General features: G+C 60.3%; 18 protein-coding genes. 13 read left to right on the top strand and 5 right to left on the bottom strand.

All coding sequences use genetic code 11. From position 1 onward, the window contains the following. Nucleotides 1-318 precede the first annotated feature (318 nt). The 6 genes from fadB (at nt 319) to ASB58_RS04775 (ending at nt 7,488) form a co-directional block, all read left to right on the top strand. Nucleotides 319-2,466, top strand: coding sequence for a fatty acid oxidation complex subunit alpha FadB (fadB, locus tag ASB58_RS04750; RefSeq protein ID WP_096004635.1), 2,148 nt, complete (start codon nt 319-321; stop codon nt 2,464-2,466). A gap of 30 nt (nt 2,467-2,496) precedes the next feature. Next, a complete protein-coding gene (fadA, locus tag ASB58_RS04755; protein ID WP_118129518.1) occupies nt 2,497-3,672 on the top strand; it encodes an acetyl-CoA C-acyltransferase FadA in 1,176 nt (391 codons plus the stop codon). A gap of 69 nt (nt 3,673-3,741) precedes the next feature. Then, on the top strand, nt 3,742-3,954 hold the full coding sequence (locus ASB58_RS04760; protein WP_174704249.1) for a DUF1653 domain-containing protein: 213 nt from the start codon (nt 3,742-3,744) through the stop codon (nt 3,952-3,954). A gap of 91 nt (nt 3,955-4,045) precedes the next feature. Continuing rightward, the gene (gene topA, locus ASB58_RS04765) at nt 4,046-6,667 is read left to right on the top strand and encodes a type I DNA topoisomerase (RefSeq protein ID WP_118129519.1); all 2,622 of its coding nucleotides are present in this window, start codon (nt 4,046-4,048) and stop codon (nt 6,665-6,667) included. Nucleotides 6,668-6,678: 11 nt separating this feature from the next. Further along, a complete protein-coding gene (locus ASB58_RS04770; protein WP_118129520.1) occupies nt 6,679-7,179 on the top strand; it encodes a DUF6586 family protein in 501 nt (166 codons plus the stop codon). 63 nt (nt 7,180-7,242) lie between these two features. Further along, complete coding sequence (locus ASB58_RS04775; protein ID WP_083725993.1) at nt 7,243-7,488, top strand: hypothetical protein; 246 nt, start codon at nt 7,243-7,245, stop codon at nt 7,486-7,488. Between the two features lie 53 nt (nt 7,489-7,541). Here the strand turns inward: ASB58_RS04775 and sulA are convergent, their stop codons facing one another. Together sulA and lexA are read right to left on the bottom strand one after the other, a co-directional pair. Next, nucleotides 7,542-8,024: an SOS-induced cell division inhibitor SulA gene (gene sulA / locus ASB58_RS04780; protein ID WP_118129521.1), complete on the bottom strand. Its 483-nt coding sequence runs from the start codon at nt 8,022-8,024 to the stop codon at nt 7,542-7,544. 10 nt (nt 8,025-8,034) lie between these two features. Further along, nucleotides 8,035-8,643 carry a transcriptional repressor LexA gene (lexA, locus tag ASB58_RS04785; protein WP_096004640.1) on the bottom strand — a complete coding sequence of 203 codons (609 nt, stop codon included), beginning with the start codon at nt 8,641-8,643 and terminating at the stop codon, nt 8,035-8,037. A 241-nt stretch (nt 8,644-8,884) separates the two neighbouring features. Between lexA and ASB58_RS04790 the strand changes: the two genes are divergently transcribed. From ASB58_RS04790 to ASB58_RS04810, 5 genes are all read left to right on the top strand, one after another. Beyond that, a complete protein-coding gene (locus ASB58_RS04790; protein WP_118129522.1) occupies nt 8,885-9,550 on the top strand; it encodes a TetR/AcrR family transcriptional regulator in 666 nt (221 codons plus the stop codon). A 60-nt stretch (nt 9,551-9,610) separates the two neighbouring features. Further along, a complete protein-coding gene (locus ASB58_RS04795) occupies nt 9,611-10,096 on the top strand; it encodes a L,D-transpeptidase (RefSeq protein WP_118129523.1) in 486 nt (161 codons plus the stop codon). A 78-nt stretch (nt 10,097-10,174) separates the two neighbouring features. Then, entirely contained in the window at nt 10,175-11,161 is a 987-nt protein-coding gene (gene nagZ / locus ASB58_RS04800) for a beta-N-acetylhexosaminidase (RefSeq protein ID WP_118129524.1), read from the top strand. After that, the gene (locus tag ASB58_RS04805; protein WP_202974588.1) at nt 11,158-12,315 is read left to right on the top strand and encodes a mechanosensitive ion channel family protein; all 1,158 of its coding nucleotides are present in this window, start codon (nt 11,158-11,160) and stop codon (nt 12,313-12,315) included. Before nagZ ends, ASB58_RS04805 begins: the two co-directional genes overlap by 4 nt. Further along, on the top strand, nt 12,312-13,058 hold the full coding sequence (locus ASB58_RS04810; RefSeq protein WP_118129525.1) for an S-methyl-5'-thioinosine phosphorylase: 747 nt from the start codon (nt 12,312-12,314) through the stop codon (nt 13,056-13,058). The genes ASB58_RS04805 and ASB58_RS04810 overlap by 4 nt, the downstream gene beginning before the upstream one ends. Before the next feature lie 15 nt (nt 13,059-13,073). On the opposite strand, the gene ASB58_RS04815 is transcribed toward ASB58_RS04810, so the two are convergent. Both ASB58_RS04815 and mfd read right to left on the bottom strand, forming a co-directional pair. Beyond that, a complete protein-coding gene (locus tag ASB58_RS04815) occupies nt 13,074-13,640 on the bottom strand; it encodes a CsiV family protein (protein WP_118129526.1) in 567 nt (188 codons plus the stop codon). Continuing rightward, a complete protein-coding gene (mfd, locus tag ASB58_RS04820) occupies nt 13,637-17,122 on the bottom strand; it encodes a transcription-repair coupling factor (RefSeq protein ID WP_118129527.1) in 3,486 nt (1,161 codons plus the stop codon). The genes ASB58_RS04815 and mfd overlap by 4 nt, the downstream gene beginning before the upstream one ends. A 175-nt stretch (nt 17,123-17,297) precedes the next feature. Here mfd and ASB58_RS04825 point away from each other — a divergent pair, with 175 nt between their 5' ends. Next, nucleotides 17,298-18,743, top strand: a complete 1,446-nt coding sequence (locus ASB58_RS04825; RefSeq protein WP_407920319.1) for a glyceraldehyde-3-phosphate dehydrogenase — start codon at nt 17,298-17,300, stop codon at nt 18,741-18,743. A 58-nt stretch (nt 18,744-18,801) separates the two neighbouring features. On the opposite strand, the gene ASB58_RS04830 is transcribed toward ASB58_RS04825, so the two are convergent. Then, a complete protein-coding gene (locus tag ASB58_RS04830; protein WP_118129528.1) occupies nt 18,802-19,314 on the bottom strand; it encodes a chalcone isomerase family protein in 513 nt (170 codons plus the stop codon). A 336-nt stretch (nt 19,315-19,650) separates the two neighbouring features. On the opposite strand from ASB58_RS04830, the gene ASB58_RS04835 reads away from it, so the two are divergent. Next, nucleotides 19,651-20,988 (top strand): Na(+)-translocating NADH-quinone reductase subunit A, encoded by a 1,338-nt coding sequence (locus tag ASB58_RS04835; RefSeq protein WP_096004648.1) that lies wholly within the window; start codon nt 19,651-19,653, stop codon nt 20,986-20,988. Nucleotide 20,989: the final 1 nt, after the last annotated feature.

Here is a 20,989-nt window from a genome sequence, read left to right on the forward strand (position 1 = left end):
TATGCTGGCGCGTTGATTTTATGCGTGCCGGGCTTTGCTAGGTATACTTCGCAACCTATTGTTTTTTAATGACTTTGAATCTAGGTGCAGAGGGGCGTACGCTAGTGCCTGGCGCTCAGGCGGTGCGCCGGCAATTGACAACCGCCAGGAATTAAAAGAAGGTGTGCGCACCCGAATCAAACGGTCGTATGAATTTTTTGGTTCATCCCGTCCCGGATAATCGGGATCGTTCATGACACGGGCTTGGCCTGACGCCCCTAGCGGCAGTCAGGTCGGTCGGTGTTTCTCATGTGCTTTTCATAGCGTGGAGATCAGTTGATGATTTACGAAGGTAAAGCCATCACGGTTCAAGGCCTTGAAGACGGCATCGTCGAGCTCAGATTTGATCTGCAGGGCGAGTCGGTCAACAAGTTCAACAGCGCCACTCTGTCCGAGCTCGATGCGGCAGTGCAGGCCATCCAGAACAACGCCGACGTTAAAGGCGTTGTTGTCACCAGCGGCAAGGACGTATTCATCGTCGGCGCCGACATCACCGAATTCGTCAGCACCTTCAAGCTGCCTGAAGAAGACCTGGTTGCCGGCAACTTGTCCGCCAACAAGATCTTCAATGCCTTCGAAGACCTGAATGTTCCCACTGTTGCAGCCATCAACGGCATCGCACTGGGCGGTGGCCTGGAAATGTGTCTGGCTGCGGACTTCCGTGTCATGGCCGCCAGCGCCAAGATTGGTCTGCCGGAAGTCAAGCTGGGTATCTACCCGGGCTTTGGCGGCACCGTTCGTCTGCCGCGCATTATCGGTGTCGACAACGCTATTGAATGGATCTGCGGCGGTACCGAGCAGCGTGCTGACAAGGCGCTGAAAGCGGGCGCAGTTGACGCTGTTGTTGCTGATGACAAGCTGAAAGCGGCTGCCATCGACGTGATCAAGCGCGCCATCGCCGGCGAGCTGGACTACAAGGCCAAGCGTCAACCCAAGCTGGAAAAGGTCAAGCTGAACACCATCGAGCAGATGATGGCGTTTGAAACCTCCAAGGGTTTCGTCGCCGGTCAGGCTGGTCCGAACTATCCGGCACCGGTTGAAGCGATCAAGACCATCCAGAAAGCCGCTAACCACGGCCGCGAAAAAGCGCTGGAAATTGAAGCCGCCGGTTTTGCCAAGTTGGCCAAGACCTCGGTTGCTGCCAGCCTGGTCGGCCTGTTCCTGAACGATCAGGTGCTCAAGCACAAGGCCAAGAAGTACGACAAGCAGGCTGCCGACGTCAATCTGGCCGCTGTTCTGGGCGCGGGCATCATGGGTGGCGGCATCGCCTACCAGTCTGCGGTCAAGGGCACCCCGATTCTGATGAAGGATATCCGCGAGGAAGGCATTCAGCTGGGTCTGGATGAAGCCTCCAAGCTGCTGGGCAAGCGCGTAGCCAAGGGTCGCATGAAGCCCGAGCAAATGGCCAAGGCGCTGAACGCCATCCGTCCGACCATGTCCTACGGCGACTTCAAGGAAGTTGACCTGGTGGTCGAAGCGGTGGTCGAGAACCCGAAGGTCAAGCACGCGGTACTGGCTGAAGTTGAAGGTCAGGTGACGGAAGACACCATCATCACCTCCAACACCTCTACCATCTCCATCACCTATCTGGCTGAAGCGCTGAAGCGCCCGGAAAACTTCTGCGGCATGCACTTCTTCAACCCGGTACACATGATGCCGCTGGTTGAGGTTATTCGTGGCGAGAAGTCCAGCGAGAAGGCGGTTGCCACCACCGTTGCCTACGCCAAGAAAATGGGCAAAACCCCGGTTGTGGTCAACGACTGCCCCGGTTTCCTGGTCAACCGTGTTCTGTTCCCGTACTTCGGCGGCTTCGCTCGTCTGATCGGCATGGGTGCGGACTTCCAGCGCGTTGACAAGATCATGGAAAAATTCGGCTGGCCGATGGGCCCGGCGTATCTGATGGACGTTGTCGGCATGGACACCGGTCATCACGGTCGTGACGTCATGGCTGAAGGTTACCCGGATCGCATGGCTGACAAGACCCGCACTGCTGTTGACGTCATGTACGACGCCGGCCGCTTGGGTCAGAAAACCGGTAGCGGTTTCTACGCCTACGAGATGGACAAGAAGGGCAAGCCGAAGAAGGTGGTCGACGCCAAGGCATACGAACTGCTGAAAGAAGTGGTTCTGGAGCAGCGCGAGTTCACCGACGAAGAAATCATCGAGATCATGATGGTTCCGCTGTGCCTGGAGACCGTACGCTGCCTGGAAGACGGCGTTGTCGAGTCTGCAGCTGACGCAGATATGGGTCTGGTCTACGGTATCGGCTTCCCGCCCTTCCGTGGTGGCGCGCTGCGCTACATCGACACCCTGGGTGTGGCCGAGTTTGTTGCCATTGCCGATAAATACGCCGAGTTCGGCGCCATGTACGCACCGACTGAGAAGCTGCGTGAAATGGCGAAGAACGGTCAGAAATTCTTCGGTTAACCGCGGAACGTACAGAGCGAGAGTAAACCTATGAGCCTGAATCCGAGAGACGTCGTTATTGTCGACTTCGGCCGTACCCCGATGGGCCGTTCCAAGGGTGGCATGTACCGCAACGTGCGTGCTGAAACCCTGTCCGCCAACCTGATTACCGGCGTACTGGCACGTAACCCGAAGATCGATCCGGCGGAAGTTGAAGATGTAATCTGGGGCTGTGTAAACCAGACCCTGGAGCAGGGCTGGAACATTGCGCGCATGGCGTCGCTGATGACCCCGATCCCGCACACCAGCGCTGCGCAGACCGTCAGCCGTTTGTGTGGTTCTTCCATGAGCGCGCTGCACACCGCCGCCCAGGCGATCATGACCGGCAACGGTGATGTGTTTGTCGTCGGTGGTGTCGAGCACATGGGCCACGTGGGCATGATGCACGGTGTTGATCCGAACCCGGCCCTGTCGCTGTATGCCGCCAAGGCGTCCGGCATGATGGGCCTGACTGCTGAGATGCTGGGCAAGATGCATGGCATCACCCGCGAGCAGCAGGATGCCTTTGGTGAGCGTTCTCACCGTCTGGCCCACAAGGCCACCGTTGAAGGCAACTTCAAGGACGAGATCATCCCGATGGAAGGTCATGACGAGAACGGCTTCCTGAAGCTGTTCACTGAAGACGAGACCATCCGCCCGGAAACCACCCTGGAAAGCCTGGCTGCACTGCGTCCGGCGTTCAACCCCAAAGGTGGTACCGTGACTGCGGGTACCTCCTCGCAGATCACTGACGGCGCCTCCTGCATGATCGTGATGTCCGCAGAGCGCGCTCAGGCCCTGGGTCTGGAGCCGCTGGCGGTCATTCGCTCGATGGCGGTTGCCGGTGTTGATCCGGCGATCATGGGTTACGGTCCGGTTCCGTCCACCAAGAAGGCGCTGCAACGCGCTGGCCTGAGCATGAGCGACGTTGACTTCGTTGAGCTGAACGAAGCCTTCGCTGCCCAGGCGCTGCCGGTTCTGAAAGACCTGAAGCTGCTGGACCAGATGGACGAGAAGGTGAACCTGCACGGCGGCGCCATCGCCCTGGGTCACCCGTTCGGCTGCTCCGGTGCACGTATTTCCGGCACCCTGCTGAACGTCATGAAACAGAACAACGGCACCATCGGTATCTCTACCATGTGCGTTGGCCTGGGTCAGGGCATCACCACGATCTTTGAGCGTGTCTGACGGCTCTGGCTGGTGACTAAAGCCGAGGCCCTGTGCCTCGGCTTTTTTATTGCTGTGAGGAGGTTGTATATGCGTCCAGGACGCTATCGGCACTATAAAGGAAAGGACTATCAGGTCATCGGTCTGGCGCGGCACTCCGAGACCGAGGAACCCCTGGTGGTCTACCGCACTCTGTACGGTGATTTTGATCTCTGGGTCAGGCCGCTCGCCATGTTCAACGAGCAGGTCGAGGTTGACGGGGAGCAATATCCACGCTTTACCTTTATCAGCGAAGACGTGTAGGCTCTGGCCCTCCAGCCTGTCCGGCAGTGTTCTGCCAGAAGAGGTTGAGTGTCAGCTTCGAGTTCAGTTCGGGTCAGGAAAACAAGTATCCATGGGAAAAGCACTGGTCATTGTGGAGTCGCCAGCCAAGGCCAAGACAATCAACAAGTACCTCGGCAACGAGTTTGTGGTGAAGTCGAGTATCGGCCATATTCGCGACCTGCCCACCAGCGGCAGCGGCAAGACCGAAAGCAAACCCAAAGGCGGGCGCAAGGCTGCTGCCAGTGAGCAGGAAAAGCAGCAGAAGGCGCGTGCCCAGTTGGTCAAGCGCATGGGCGTCGATCCAGAGAACGACTGGAAGGCGCACTACGAGATCCTGCCCGGCAAGGAGAAGGTCGTCGACGAGCTGCGTCGCCTGGCCAAAGACGCTGATACCGTCTATCTCGCGACGGACTTGGACCGCGAAGGGGAGGCGATTGCCTGGCACCTGCGTGAGAGCATCGGTGGTGACGATTCGCGCTACAAGCGCGTGGTGTTCAACGAAATCACCAAGAAGGCGATCCAGGAAGCCTTTGCCGAGCCCGGCGAGCTGGATATGAATCGGGTCAACGCACAGCAGGCACGCCGTTTTCTGGATCGCGTGGTCGGCTACATGGTGTCACCGCTGCTGTGGCAGAAAATTGCCCGTGGCCTGTCTGCCGGCCGGGTGCAGTCGGTAGCCGTAAAGCTGATTGTTGATCGCGAGCGCGAGATTCGTGCTTTCGTGCCGGAGGAGTTCTGGGAGGTTCACGCCAAACTGAACACGCCAAAGGCCGAGAGTGTGCGCTTTCAGGTCGTCAAGCAGAACGGCGAGACCTTCCGTCCGGGCAACAAGGCAGAGGCTGATGCGGCCCTGGCGCTGCTGAACAAGGCGGCCTACAAGGTTGCCAAGCGAGAGGACAAGCCAACCAGCTCGCGCCCCAACGCGCCTTTTATCACCTCCACGCTGCAACAGGCCGCGAGTACGCGCCTGGGCTTCAGCGTAAAGAAAACCATGATGATGGCCCAGCGTCTGTATGAGGCGGGTTACATCACTTATATGCGTACCGACTCGACTAACCTGTCGGCGGACGCAATTGACATGGCGCGCAGCTACATCGAGAGCAACTTCGGCGCGCCATATCTGCCAGAAAAGCCCAACCTGTATAGCAGCAAGGAGGGCGCGCAGGAGGCTCACGAAGCCATTCGCCCCTCCGACGTGAAGCTCAAGCAGACCGATCTCAAGGGCATGGAGCGTGATGCCGAGCGCCTGTACGAGCTGATCTGGCGTCAGTTTGTGGCCTGTCAAATGACGCCGGCCAAGTACCTGTCCACCAATATTCAGGTGGCTGCCGGTGACTTCGAGCTGCGCGCCAAGGGCCGCATCCTCAAGTTTGACGGTTACACCCGCGTGATGCCGCAGCAGGGTAAGGGTGGTGAGGATGAGGTGCTACCCGAGATCCAGGTTGATGACGTCATGGCGTTGCAAGCCTTGGACCCCAAGCAGCACTTTACCAAGCCGCCGGCGCGTTATGCCGAGGCAAGCCTGGTAAAAGAGCTGGAGAAGCGCGGTATCGGCCGTCCTTCGACCTATGCGTCGATTATTTCCACCATTCAGGATCGTGGTTACGTGACGCTCAACAATCGCCGCTTCTACGCCGAGAAGATGGGCGACATCGTGACCGAGCGCCTCAACGAGAGCTTTCCGAACCTGATGGACTATGGCTTTACCGCCAACATGGAAGAGTTGCTGGATGACGTGGCGCAGGGTGAGGTGCTCTGGAAGAAGGTGCTGAACGATTTCTACAGCGACTTCAGTGCCAAGCTCAGCGCCGCCTCTGCATCGGGTGATGACAAGGGAATGCGCGCCAACCAGCCGACGCTGACAGACATTGCCTGTCATGAGTGCGGCCGGCCCATGATGATTCGTACGGCGTCGACTGGCGTATTCCTCGGCTGTTCTGGTTACGCGCTGCCGCCGAAAGAGCGGTGCAAGGCGACCATCAACCTGGTGCCGGGCAACGAAGTGGCCGCCGATGATGACGAAGGTGAGTCACGCGTGCTGCGCGGCAAGCGTCGCTGCGGCCTGTGCGGCACGGCGATGGACAGCTACCTGATTGATGAGCGGCGCAAGCTGCATGTCTGCGGCAATAACCCGGATTGCTCTGGCTTTGAGATCGAAGAGGGGCAGTTCAAGATCAAGGGTTACGATGGCCCGACGCTGGAGTGCGACAAGTGCGGCAGTGAAATGCAGCTGAAGACCGGTCGTTTCGGCAAGTACTTCGGCTGCACCAATAGCGAGTGCAAGAACACCCGCAAGTTGCTGCGCAATGGCGAGGCCGCGCCACCCAAGGCAGACCCGGTGCCCATGCCTGAACTGAAGTGTGAGAAGGTGGACGATGTCTACGTCTTGCGCGACGGGGCTTCTGGTCTGTTCCTGGCAGCAAGCCAGTTCCCGAAAAACCGGGAAACCCGCGCGCCACTGGTTAAAGAGTTGCTGCCGCACAAGAGCGAAATCGATCCCAAGTACCACTTCCTGCTGGATGCGCCAGTTGCTGACCCGGATGGTAACCCGACCGTGGTGCGCTATAGTCGCAAGACCAAGGAGCAGTACGTACAGACGGAAGTTGAGGGCAAGCCGACCGGTTGGCGTGCATTCCACGATGGCAAGCAATGGTCGGTGGATGACAGTCGCAGCAAAAAAGCCAAGCGTTGAGGTGATCAGCCATGGCCAATGAAGCTTATACCCGTACCAATCAGGCGCTGTTCTTTGCACGCAAGGCGATCGAATCCTGGCAGCAGGCCGAGAGCAGCAATGCGCTGGACGCCCTGACCCAGGCACAGTACCACCGCGAGCACGCAGTGTTTCACCTGTATCGGGGAGCGCTGGCGCTGATCCATGAGGTTGCCGACCGCTATCGCTGGCCGCTGGTGGACGCGCGCCAGGTGGAAGCGGTGCTGGTGCCGTCGGTAGTGCAACGTTTTCCCGGCCCGGAGTTGGCTGAGCTGACTGAGTTGGCTGACAGTAACGGCACCTGGCTGGCGGGCGTGATTGGTGCCTGGCAGCGCCTGCAAGCGCCGCCAGTGCCGGCTGACAGTGGTGCTCAGTCGCTGATAGCGAGCAGTGCGGTTGCGACGACCGAGTGGAGCGGCAGTGATGCGCAGGAAGCCCTGCAGGCGCTGTCCGAGCGTGTGGCGGCATACCGCGACGGCATACAGGAGTGGTAGTGCGGATGCCCTGAAGGCGGCGCTGTGTTACACTGCGCCGCTGTCATACAGGAGAACCGCGTCATGTCTTCACCCTTTCTGGAAATCGTCGAACTCGCCAACGGTAAGGTGGCGCTGCGTCGTTCCGACGAGGAAGGGGAGCCGTTGCTGGTAATCGAGTTTTCCGACGATGCACGTGAATATCTGCAGGGTAACTACATTGAAGTCGCCAAGGTCATGATCAGCGCAGGCATGCAAATGGCCGGGCAGATGATGGATGATGAAGACGAGGATGGCGAACTGATCCCGGAGGATCGGGTTCTGCATTGAGTGCCGAACAGACACAAAAAAGGCCAGCTTCTCAGCTGGCCTTTTTCTTTGTGTCAGCCCAAATGCACGTTCAGGCTGTGGCAACGGCCGATACGGGCGGCGCGCTCAAGCCGTGGCGCGCTGCAGCTGTCCTTGTCCAGCCAGCTGACCACGGTATGGCTGCCGCCCATCTTGAGTAGGTCGCAGCACAGGGTCAGCGTGTCCATGCCAGTCTTGGAGCGCACAATCATGATGCGCTGCGGGTCAAGGTTAGCGCCGCGCAGCCATTGCTGGCTTACGGCTGCCGGCGGATCGATCAGTGTCAGCCAGCGGCGGCTGCTACGCGTGCTCAGATCTCGCAGTACCGGGGCAAGCCATTGCAGGCACTGACGCGCGCTGCCTTGCAGGCTCATCTCGCTGTAACTGCCTTCCGTGTCTTCGACTGGTTGCCTGAGCGTGGTATCAAGGCGCTCGTGTTTAAGTCGGCTGGCCATCAGAGCGTTGTGAAACAGGTCGGCCTGGGTCAGGGTCTGTTGTTCGGTGCGGGCGTACTGCATGATCAGCTCCTCAGCGACGGATAACACCGACGCTTAAACCTTCAATGGTAAGTTCCTGTTCGGTGAGGTCGACTTCGATCGGCTTGAAGTCCGGGTTTTCTGCAATCAGTGAGACCTTGCGGCCCTGCTTCTGGAAGCGTTTTACCGTCACTTCTTCGCCGAGGCGCGCCACGACGATCTGGCCGTTGCGGGCTTCGCTGGTGCGGTGCACTGCCAGCAGGTCGCCATCCATGATGCCGATGTCGCGCATACTTTCACCCTGAACGCGCAGCAGATAGTCGGCGCGCGGCTGGAAAAAATCCGGATCAATGCGGCAATGATCCTCGACATTCTCCAGCGCCAAGACCGGGGCGCCAGCGGCAACGCGGCCGATGACGGGCAACTGGCCGTCGCTGCTGTCGGTTTCCGACTCGGGCAGCCTGATACCACGGGAGGCGCCGGGAATCATCTCGATGGCGCCCTTGCGTGCCAATGCGCGCAGATGATCCTCGGCGGCGTTAGGGGATTTGAAGCCCAGTGTCTTGGCGATGTCGACGCGGGTGGGGGGATACCCGTTGCCGTCCATGTACTCCTTAATGAAGGCCAGAACCTGCTGTTGTCGTGCGGTTAGCTTCTGCATGGAAGGGTGCCTGTGTTTTTATCCAGTAGCTGTGATTATATACAGTTAACTGTGCTCGACAACCCTGAATTTGATCTGGCGGTTCACTGGCGCTGTTTAAAGGGCAATGGTGTGGGGTGTGCCTGAGGGTAATGCGGGTGTCCTGCATGAGGGGGTGGGAAGGGTTGACGGTATTTCGTTTTAAACGTATGTTTGAAACGATTGTTCGCTTTTATCCTGTAGGTCAACCGGGGAGGGACGCATGGCGCAGTCTGATACCGTCAAGCGCATTCTGGATGCTGCCGAGCAGCTGTTTGCGGAAAAAGGCTTTGCCGAAACGTCGCTGCGTTTGATTACCAGTAAGGCCGGGGTCAATCTGGCTGCGGTTAATTACCACTTTGGTTCAAAAAAGGCGCTTATCCAGGCGGTCTTTGTGCGCTTCCTTGACCCCTTTGTCAGCAGTCTGGAGCGTGAGCTTGACCTGCGCGAGCAGCGCGGCGATGCGGCACAGCAAAGCCTCGAAACCCTGCTTGAGATGCTGGTCGATCAGGCGCTGGCGGTCAAGCCGCGCAGCGGCAATGATCTGGCAACATTCATGCGCTTGTTGGGGCTTGCTTTCAGCCAGAGTCAGGGGCACCTGCGCAAATACCTTAGCGAGGTATACGGCAAGGTGTTTCAGCGTTACATGGGCTTGGTGGTGGGGGCTGTCCCGGGCATTCCTCCGCAGGAGCTGTTCTGGCGCGTGCATTTCATGCTCGGTAGTGCGGCGTTTACCATGTCCAGCATGAAGGCATTGCGCGCCATTGCTGAGGCTGAATTGGGCGAGCCACGCCCGGTGGACAGCGTTTTGCGCCTAATGGTGCCCTTTTTGGCTGCAGGCATGCGTGCCGACAGCGCCGTCGCCCAGGATCACGCTGCGCTCGCCTGATCATGCCGCATTTACCTCCGCTGCGCTGTCCGCTATGGTGTGCGCAGCGTTGGAGGTGACATGCAGCTCGACCGTATCCATATATCCCTTTCTGACCAGCAACTCGTCGGTTATGCCGAGGGGCAGGTGGTATGTCGTTATTCCGTTTCAACTGCGCTCAATGGTGCAGGCGAGGCTGAAGGCTCCGGTTGTACTCCGCGTGGCCGACACCGAATTCGTGCGCGTATTGGTGGGGGGCAGCCGAGTGGCGCGGTGTTTATTGGCCGCCGGCCAACCGGCGAAGTCTGGTCGCCAGAGCTGGCAGCTGCCTTTCCCAAGCGTGACTGGATTCTCAGTCGTATCCTCTGGTTGTGCGGTGAGGAGCCGGGCTTTAATCGCGGCGGCGATGTCGACTCCCAGCGACGCTACATCTATATACATGGCACTGGCGATGACCAGCCAATGGGGCGGCCCTTGTCCCACGGCTGTGTGCGCATGCGTAACGCCGAGATGGTGGAACTGTTCGCACGCACGCCGGTCGGTTGCATAGTCCAGATCGACGCCTGACTTTGGCTGCTCATTTGGCCTTAGCAGGCGTTTTTTAGTGTTTCATCAGGAGATTTTGCATTGAAACAGGGTGCATTGATGCTGGATCTGCCCGGCCTGTGGCTGCAGGCGGAAGATCGGCAGTTGTTGCGTCAACCTGAAGTGGCCGGTTTGATTCTGTTTGCCCGCAACACCGAATCGCCGCAGCAAGTGACCGAGCTGGTGCGGACCATTCGCGCTGAGCGTCCGGATATGCTGATTGCGATTGATCAGGAAGGCGGGCGTGTGCAGCGCCTGCGCCGCGATGTGCTGCGTTTGCCGGCGTTGGCCGATGTGGCGGCGGTACCGGATGAGCGTGCAGACGAGGTGGCGCGCACAGCAGCCTGGGTAATGGCGACTGAGATGCTTGCCTGCGGTATCGACATCAGCTTTGCGCCGGTGCTGGATCTGGATTACGGCCGTAGCCAGGTGATCGGTAATCGCTCTCTGGGCGGCGACCCTGAGCGTGTTTCCCGTCTGGCCAGTGCCTACCTGGATGGCTTGCATGCTGCCGGCATGGCTGCCACGGGTAAGCACTTCCCAGGCCATGGCTGGGCTGAAGCCGACTCGCATTTCGCATTGCCGGTCGATGATCGTCCGCTGGAGGAAATCCGCCGCACGGACCTGGTGCCCTTCGCACGGCTTGCAGCCAAGCTGGACGGCATCATGCCGGCCCACGTTGTGTACTCGCAGGTCGACAGTTTGCCGGCCGGTTTCTCGCTGCGCTGGCTGCAGGAGATTTTGCGCGCGGAGCTTGGCTTTGATGGTGTGATCTTCAGTGATGACCTGACCATGGCCGGAGCGCACGCGGTTGGCGGTATCCCCGAGCGCATCGACGCCGCTCAGGCGGCCGGTGGCGACATGCTGCTGATCTGCAACGACCGGGCGGCGGCAGAAGAAGGGCTGGTGCATGCCCAGCGCATTGGCTTGCAAGCGCCGGCGCGTATCGCCCGCATGCTGGCTCGTCGGCCTGTCATGTCTGATTACCGCGCCACGCCACAATGGCGTGCGGCTGTGTCCGTACTAAAGGAGTTTGAGCTGGTTTGAATGACTTACTGGAACAGCTGCCTGAGCAGATAGAGCAGCTACCGTTAATTGGTGAATTCTGGATTTACCAGGTCTTTGCCGTGGTGTTTTCGGCCCTGGTACTGGCTTATATCGTCAAGCGCGTGCTGGATCACGTTCAGCGCCGTGCCGAGCAGACTCGTAACATTTGGGACGACGCTCTGGTCGATGCGGCGCGTCGTCCGGCGTGGGTGATGATCTGGAGCATGGGCCTGATGTGGGCAGCCCGGATTACGGCTGTGCAGATGGATCAGGCGCTAGAGCAGGTGCTCGATCAGATTCAGCGGGTGTTGCTGATTGTGCTGTTGGCTTGGTTCCTGTTGCGCTTGATGCAGCAGATCGAGCGCCGACTGGTCGATCCGCGCTACCGCGACAAGCCGGCGGACCAGACCACGGTGAGCGCCATTGGCAAGCTGTTGCGCGCCTCGGTGGTGATTACTGCCGCGCTGGTTATCCTGCAATCGCTGGGCTACAGCGTTTCCGGGGTGCTGGCCTTTGGTGGTATCGGCGGGCTGGCGGTCGGCTTTGCCGCCAAGGACCTGCTGGCCAACTTTTTTGGCGGCTTGATGGTGTATCTGGATCGCCCCTTTGTGGTCGGCAACTGGGTGCGCTCGCCTGATCGCAATATCGAGGGGACTGTGGAGCACATCGGCTGGCGTCTGACCCGTATTCGCACCTTCGACAAGCGCCCGCTGTACATCCCCAACGCGATCTTCAACAACATCGTGGTGGAAAACCCCTCACGCATGACCCATCGACGGATCTACGAGCATATCGGTATCCGCTATGCCGATATCGGTCGCATGGAGCAGATCGTCGGCGACGTCCGGCAGATGCTCCAGGGGCACGAAGACATTGATCAGGACCAGACGCTGATGGTCTTTTTTGATCGCTGCTCGCCGTCGTCGGTGGACTTTTTCATCTATTGCTTCACGACGCCGGTGTGGGCGGAGTTTCATCGGGTCAAGGAAGATGTCTTGCTGAAGATTCTCGACATTATCGAATCCCATGAGGCGCAGGTTGCCTTCCCCACCTCCACCTTGCACCTGCCTGACGCGTTGGCGTTGCGCCGCGCCCAGGCGGGCGAGGGCGAGCCGGGGCCTGAGTCTCGCTCTGAGCAGGCGGTGGACGCATGAGCGGGCTCTGGGGGGTGATTGGCGGCACCGGGCTGAGCCTGCTGGAAGGGTTGCAGTTGACCGGCGAGAGCCGTCCGCAGACACCCTGGGGCGAGCCTTCTGCTCCGCTGGTACACGGCGAGCTGGCCGGCCAGCCGGTCTGCTTTCTGGCGCGTCATGGGCATCCGCATACCATTCCACCGCATCGGGTGAATTACCGTGCCAACCTCTGGGCGCTGCGTGAGGCGGGCGTCAGTCGCATCATGGCGGTCAACGCGGTGGGCGGTATTCACGCTGACCTGCCGACCGGTCGCTTTTGTGTGCCGGACCAGTTGATTGATTACACCTGGGGGCGGCCTTCCACGTTTTACGAGGACGGTCTGGACGACGTGGTGCATGTGGATTTCGCCGAGCCCTATGACGCGTCCGTGCGGGCCGAGCTGCTGCGCGCAGCGGCGGCGCAGGGTATCAGCTGTCGTGACGGCGGCGTGTATGCGGCCACCCAGGGCCCGCGTCTGGAAACGGCGGCAGAAATTCGCCGTCTGGAGCGCGATGGTGCCGATGTGGTCGGCATGACCGGCATGCCGGAAGCGGGCCTGGCGCGTGAGCTGGGTCTGGCCTATGCCTGTCTTGCCTTGGTGGTGAATCCGGCTGCCGGCAAGTCGACTGAGGTGATCACCATGGCGGCGATTGAAGGTGTGGTAAGGGCGGGGATGCAGCAGGTGCGTGACCTGCTGCAGGCCGTGCTGGCGTCGGCGGACTGAGCCGCCGATCGCGGGTCAGCGTCGAATGGTGACCAGCATGCCGAGGCTTTGATGGTCCAGATAATGTACTTCATTCGGACGCAGGGCGCGGGTTTGGTGCAGTTGCTCGGATACCACTGACGAGCTTGTCTGGATGCCGAGTCCGGCAGCAGGGCGGTTGCGCCAGAAGGCGACCTGCAGCTCGGTCAGGTTGTCCTGGCTGAGGCGAACCAGACCCTGCACCGGATAGATGCTGTTGTCAGCCTGGCCGCGATGCAGTGCCACCACCAGGTCGTTGTCCAGCGGCTGCGACCAGGCCTGATGCAAGTAAATTTCATAGCCACTTTGTTCGAGTTTGCGGACCTGACTGTCGAGTTGATAGCGGGTCTTGTCGATGCTGCGTACATCGGCGCGAGCCGTCGAGGTCAGGTCGACCGCGTCGGCGCTCCAGTCCAGGTCTGGCGGGGTGCCTTGCACCAGCGGGGAGGACGGCTGGCCAAAGAAGACCACCTCAACCAGGTAGTCCTCCGCCTGAGCGATTGGCGCGGCGGCCAGCAGGGTGGTCAGCAGTAGCAGGCCGAGCGCGTTGCTCAACTGTTTCATGGGCGTTTTCCTTTGCCTTGTGGGGTGTTGGGCGGGGTTTCTGTGAGGCGCTCCAAGAGTGCCTCCACGGTGTTCAGGCGCAATTCGGCATTGCCCATCGGGGCATTGAAGCGGAATACCGTGGCGCCTTCAAGACGGTAGCGCTGCGGGCTGTCCTGAATCATGCGCACCAGAATCATCGGGTCGATACGCGTGTCGGCGGCAAACTCGATGCGGCCGTGTTCGGCGCCGACGTCGATCTTGCTGATACCCAGCGGTTCGCAGTGCAGCTTGAGTGCAGTAATGCGGAACAATGTCTTGACCTGCTCGGGCAGCAGGCCGAAACGGTCGATCATTTCTACCTGCAGGTCCTTCAGTGCCTCGTCATCGGCCGCGTTGGCGATGCGCTTGTAGAGGATCAGTCGCGCGTGCACATCTGGCAGATAATCCTCGGGGATCAGCGCGGGCAGGCGGAGATTGATGTCGGTGCCGCCGCCCAGCGGTTGTTCCAGCTCGGGCTGCTTGCCCTGCTTGATGGCCTTGACCGCGCGCTCCAGCATTTCCATGTAAAGGGTGAAGCCAACTGCCTGGATTTGACCGCTCTGGCCATCGCCGAGCAACTCGCCGGCGCCGCGAATCTCCAGGTCGTGGGTGGCCAGCGTGAAGCCGGCGCCGAGGTCCTGGGCGGCGGCGATGGCTTCCAGGCGCTTCTCGGCGTCGCTGGTGACCTTGCGGCCCTCCGGTGTCAGCAGATAGGCGTAGGCCTGGTGGTGGCTGCGGCCGACGCGGCCGCGCAGCTGATGCAGCTGCGCCAAACCGAATTTGTCGGCGCGCTCAATGATGATGGTGTTGGCGCTGGGCACATCGATGCCGGTCTCGATAATGGTGCTGGTCACCAGGATGTTGAAGCGGCGATGGTAGAAATCGCGCATCACCTGTTCCAGTGCGCGCTCAGGCATCTGACCGTGGCTGATGCCAATGCGCGCCTCCGGCACCAGTTCGGCCAGGTCTGCTGCGCACTTCTCGATGGTTTCTACCTCGTTGTGCAGGTAGTAGACCTGGCCGCCGCGCAGCAGCTCACGCAGGATCGCCTCCTTGACCACGGGCTTCTGCTGGACCATGACAAAGGTCTTGACCGACAGGCGACGGGCTGGCGGTGTGGCGATGATCGACAGATCGCGCATGCCCGAGAAGGACATGTTCAGGGTGCGCGGAATCGGCGTGGCGGTCAGGGTCAATACATCGACTTCGCTGCGCAGGGCTTTGAGTGCCTCTTTCTGGCGCACACCAAAGCGGTGCTCTTCGTCGATGATCACCAGACCGAGATCCTGGAACTGCACATCACCCTGCAGCAGCTTGTGGGTGCCGATCATGATATCGACCTTGCCCTCGGCCAGCTCGGCAGCGGCGGTTTTGACTTCCTTGGCGGACTTGAAGCGCGACATCACCTCGACGCGCACTGGCCAGTTGGCGAAGCGGTCCTTGAAGCTGTTGTAGTGCTGCTGGGCGAGCAGGGTGGTGGGCACCAGAACGGCGACCTGCTTGCCGCTGTGCACCGCCAGGAAGGCTGCGCGCATGGCGACTTCGGTCTTGCCGAAGCCCACATCGCCGCAGACCAGTCGGTCCATCGGCTGGTTACTGGTCATATCGCTGACCACTGCCTCGATGGCGGCAGCCTGATCGGCGGTCTCCTCGAACGGAAAGTCGTCGGCAAAGCTCTGGTAGTCCTGCTCGGGGTTGGCAAAGCTGAAGCCCTGGCGAGCGGCGCGACGGGCGTAGACGTCGAGCAGTTCGGCGGCCACGTCGCGGACCTTTTCGGCGGCCTTGCGGCGCGCCTTTTGCCACTGGTCGGAGCCCAAGCGGTGCAGTGGCGCGCTGCCGTCGTCGCTGCCGGAGTAGCGCGCAATAAGATGCAGGTTGGCGACCGGGACGTATAGCTTGGCCTCGTCGGCGTATTCCAGCACCAGAAACTCGGCTTGCTGATCCTCGACCGTCAGGTTGGTCAAGCCGAGGTAGCGGCCGACGCCGTGGTCGATGTGCACGACGGGCGCGCCCTCGCGCAGTTCGGTCAGGTTGCGAATCACGGCATCGCCGAGATCGGTGGCCTTGCCGCGGCGGCGGCGCTGCATCACGCGCTGACCGAACAGCTGACTCTCGGCGATCAGGGCTACGCCCGCGCTATTGATCTGCATGCCCTGGTCGAGCGGGGCGATGGTAATGGCGACCTTGCTCTGGCTGGCTGTGAACGCCGGCCAGCTGTCAATCGGTTCTGGCTTGAGCTGAATGCGGGCCAGCAGCTCGGTCAGCGCCTCGCGGCGACCGGCGGTCTCGGCGACAAACAGCGTCCGGCCTGCGTGCTGATCGAGAAAACGCTGCAATGCCTGTAACGGGTTTTCCAGCTTGTTATCGATGGCCAGTTCTGCCGGTGCCGGGCAATCGAACACGTTGGCCTGTGGCTCATTGGGCTGATCCTGATGGCAGATAATGCGGGGTTGGCGCTTGAGCTGGGCAAACGCCTCCTCCACCGGCAGAAACAGTTCGCCCGGAGGCAGTAGCGGGCGCGTAGGGTCAACACCCTGTTCGCTGTGGCGAGTACGCACGTCTTGCCAGAAATGCTCGGCGCTCTGTTCGATGCCGGGCAGGGTAAACAGCCGGGTATTGTCCGGCAGGTAGTCGAATAGGCTGGCCAGCTCGTCAAAGAACAGCGGCAGGTAATACTCGATGCCGGGGGGGACCAGCCCCTCGCTCAAATCCTGATACAGCGGGCAGCGACGGTGGTCGACCTCGAAGCGCTCGCGAAAGCGCGCCCGAAAACCGGTCAGGGCCGACTTGTCGAGCGGGAACTCCTTGGCCGGCAGCAGGTGAATGCGCTCAACCTTGTCGATGGAGCGCTGGCTCTCGGGGTCGAAGGTGCGCAGGGTTTCGATTTCCTCATCGAACAGGTCGATGCGGTAGGGCAGGTTGCTGCCCATGGGATACAGATCCAGCAGGGCGCCGCGCACTGCGTAGTCGCCGTGTTCATACACGGTGTCCACGCAGCGGTAGCCGGCGGCGTCCAGATTCAGGCGCATCTGGTCGATGTCCAGCCGCTGGCCGACTTCCATCAGCAGCACTGAGCCGCCGAGGAAAGCCCGGGGCGGCAAGCGATGCAGGACCGTAGTCATCGGCACCACGAGAATGCCTTGTTCGATACGCGGCAGCTGAAACAGGGTTTTCAGGCGCTGGGAAATGATGTCCTGGTGCGGCGAGAAGCGGTCGTAGGGCAGGGTTTCCCAGTCGGGGAAGCTGATGACCGGCAGCTGCGGTGCAAAGAAGCGCAGCTCCTGTTCCAGGCTGTCGGCCGAGGCGCTGTCGGGGGTGATGACCAGACTCAGGCCGGCGTGCTGCTCGGCTCCTTCGGCGATCGCCAGCGCCCGGGCTGCGCCCTGCAAACCGGTCCAATACAAGCGATTGCCGGTGGTGGTCGTCAGAGGAGGAGATAGCAGCGGCTGTGATGCAGGCATGCGATGACTCTTGGGTTGGTTCGGGTTGCGCTGGCCAGCGGCCGGCTGACGAAGGCAGGCAGTTTACCGCGCTCGCCACCTTTGTGCCCATGTCGGCTGGTTTTTTGCGAATCATTGCCTATGACGGCCACTGAACGCATAATATGCGCCCTTTAGTTACCAAGACTTGGAAGGTATAGCCGTGACTCAAGCGCAATTTGAGCAGTGTCTGGAAAACTGGACGGACCGTGAAGCCACCGCCGAGGCGATGATTCCTCTGATCGGCCGCCTGTACCGTGAACATAACGTGGTGACGTCCATTTATGGACGTGGCCTGGTCAACCGCTCGGTCATCAGCCTGCTGAAATCGCACCGTTTTGCGCGTCAGATCGACGATACCGAGCTGTCCGTTCACGACACCTTCCCGGTCCTCACGGCGCTGCTGGATATGAACCTGGGCCCGGCTTCCATCGATCTGGCTCGTCTGGTCAACAAGTTCCGCGCCAGCGGCAGCGACGATCTGGATGCCTTCCTGCGTGACGAGCTGGCCAGTGTTATCGGCAAGGCTGGCGAGCGTCGCCACGGTCGTGACGTTGTGCTGTACGGCTTTGGCCGTATCGGTCGCCTGCTGGCCCGCATCATGATCGAGAAGTCCGGTGCCGGTGACGGCCTGCGTCTGCGTGCTATCGTTGTGCGCAAGGGCGCTGCCAATGATCTGGCCAAGCGTGCCAGCCTGCTGCGCCGGGATTCGGTTCATGGTTCCTTCCAGGGCACCATCACTATCGATGAAGAAAACAACACCATCACTGCCAATGGCAACCTGATCCAGGTTATCTACGCCAGTGATCCGACCAGCATCGACTACACCTCCTACGGTATTGAAGATGCGATCATTGTCGACAACACCGGTGTATGGCGTGACGAGGCCGGCCTGTCTCAGCACCTGGAGTGCAAGGGTGCCAGCCAGGTTGTACTGACTGCGCCGGGTAAGGGTGACCTGAAAAACGTGGTGCACGGTATCAATCACGCGGTCATCACGCCGGAAGACAAGATCATCTCCGCTGCGTCCTGTACCACCAATGCCATTGTGCCGGTACTCAAGGCGATCAACGACAAGTTCGGTATCGTTAACGGCCACGTTGAGACTGTTCACTCGTACACCAACGACCAGAACCTGATCGACAACTTCCACAAGGGTAATCGTCGTGGTCGCAGCGCGGCGCTGAACATGGTCATCACCGAGACTGGTGCTGCCAAGGCGGTTGCCAAGGCGCTGCCGGAGTTGGCTGGCAAGCTGAGCGGGAATGCCATTCGCGTGCCGACGCCGAACGTCTCTATGGCGATTCTGAACCTGAACCTGGAGAAGTCGACCGATCGCGACGAGGTTAACGACTACCTGCGTCACATGGCGCTGCACTCCGAGCTGCACAAGCAGATCGACTTCACCAACTCGCAGGAAGTGGTGTCGACTGACTTCGTTGGTTCCCGTCACGCGGGTGTAGTGGATGCTGAGGCAACCATCTGCAATGACAATCGCGTCATCCTGTACGTCTGGTACGACAACGAGTTTGGCTACAGCTGCCAGGTTGTTCGCATTCTGGAAGACATGGCCCACGTCAATCCGCCGGCATTCCCGGCCTGATTCGCGGGTACTGACAAAAAAGGCGCTTCGGCGCCTTTTTTGTTGCCTGCTTGCCAGGTTACTTGAGCAGGGCGCTGCGTAAGCCCTCGGATAGCCCGTCTTCGTCGAGCCAGATGCCAAGATACAGAGTCGCCAGCCCGGGTGTGTCGCTGCGGTAGGCCAGGCTGTCGTTGTAGTACAGCTCCAGGCTGCCGTCGGGCCTGCGATCCAGGCTGTAGGTGTCTCCGGCGCTGACATCGCGGAACGCCTCGTGCAGGGCTGTGAGCTCATCTTGCCACTGCTCCACTTGCTCGCTGCCATGCTGACGCTCAAGGGTTGTCAGTGCGGCTTTGGTCAGATCGTCCCGGTCGATGTTGCGGTGGTAGCGCAGCGTTAGGCGCAGCGGTTGCTCGCTGGCCAGCGCCTGCGCAAGAGGTGTGTCGGGGGTGCTGTAGAGCTCGGCGGTGTAGACGTCGACCAGCAGGTAACGGAACAGGTGCTGGTTGCGCAGCTCAAGGGCGGCGTCGGCGGTGCTGGCGCAGCTCATGGTCAGCATCAGGGCAAGGGTCAGGGGGCGCAAGGGTAATGGCATGGCTTGACTCGGCTATGATGGTGGTGCCTGTTCAGTCTAGCCTGCTCTGTTGTCGCCACCCTGAACATACAGTGTTTCCGGGTGTTTCGAGATTGGCGGCAGGGGTGGAGGGCTCCATAGATTTCATCAATGTAAGCCATATAAAAAGGGAAAAACCCAAGTGGCTCAGTAGCATTGAAAAGTCATGCTCTTTATACTTAGAGGGATTTTTTATTGGGGTTTGTGGTCGCCTTGCCCTGTTCGTTTGCACCTGCTGTCAATCGGTTTTCGGCGCATGCATCTGTTCGCGTAAGCGGTCCGCCCTGAAAGATTCCACCAAGTGATTAGGCTAATCGTATGATAAAAATCAAACGGGGCTTGGATCTGCCGATCACCGGTTCTCCTGAGCAGCGTATCGAGGACGCACGTCCGGTACGCAGCGTCGCTGTTGTTGGCTTCGACTACCACGGTATGAAGCCGACCATGGAGGTGCGCGAAGGGGATCGGGTCAAGCTGGGGCAGATTCTGTTCAGCGACAAGAAAACACCCGGTGTCGTGTTTACCGCGCCTGCGGCTGGCACCATCAGTGCCATCAATCGCGGTGAGAAGCGCGTATTGCAGTCGGTTGTCATCGATATCGATGGTGACGATGCGGTCAGCTTTGACGCCCATAGTGCTGCTGCCCTTGAGCAGCTGACCGATCAGCAGGTCCGTGACCAGTTGATCGCGTCCGGTCTCTGGACCGCACTGCGCACCCGCCCGTTCAGCAAGACGCCCGCCGTTGATGCCAAGCCCAGTTCGATTTTTGTCACTGCCATGGATTCCAATCCGCTGGCGGCTGACCCGGCTGTGATCATCAAGCAGCACGCGGCTGAGTTCGAGAACGGCCTGAAAGTCCTGGCCCGTATGGCCAAGGTCTGGCTGTGCAAGGCCGATGGCGTCGCCCTGCCGGGCGAAAGCGTCAGCGGCGTCAGCACTGAAAGCTTTGCTGGTCCGCACCCGGCTGGTCTGGCCGGCACGCATATTCATCACCTGGATCCGGTTAGCGAGACCAAGAGCGTCTGGCAGATCAACTATCAGGACGTGATCGCGTTCGGCGTGCTGTTCACCGAAGGTCGCATCTGGACGGATCGCTACGTTGCTCTGGCTGGCCCGCAGGTTGAAAAACCCCGTCTGCTGAAAACCCGCCTGGGTGCCCAGCTGGACGAGCTGACCGCGGGTGAGCTGAAAAGCGGTGAGAACCGTCTGATCTCCGGCTCGGTATTCGGTGGCCGCGTGGCCCGTGGCCCGGTTGCTTTTCTGGGGCGTTTCCACTCCCTGGTATCCGTGCTGAAAGAGGGCAACGAGCGTCAGATGCTGCATTACCTGCGTGCTGGCGTTAAAAAGCACTCGGTACTGAACATCTTTATTTCCAAGCTGAATCCTTCCCGTCTGTTCGACTTTGACACCAGCACCAACGGCAGTCCGCGTGCCATGGTGCCGGTAGGCAACTACGAGATGGTCATGCCGCTGGACATCCTGCCAACCCAACTGCTGCGTTATCTGGTAGTGGGTGATACCGACATGGCGCAGAAGCTGGGCGCTCTGGAGCTGGATGAAGAAGACCTGGCGCTGTGCAGCTACGTCTGTGCTGGCAAGTACGAGTACGGCCCGATTCTGCGGGATAACCTGACTCGCATCGAGAAGGAGGGCTGAC

The sequence above is a fragment of the Pseudomonas abyssi genome, from assembly GCF_003444685.1.
Taxonomy (GTDB): domain Bacteria; phylum Pseudomonadota; class Gammaproteobacteria; order Pseudomonadales; family Pseudomonadaceae; genus Halopseudomonas; species Halopseudomonas abyssi.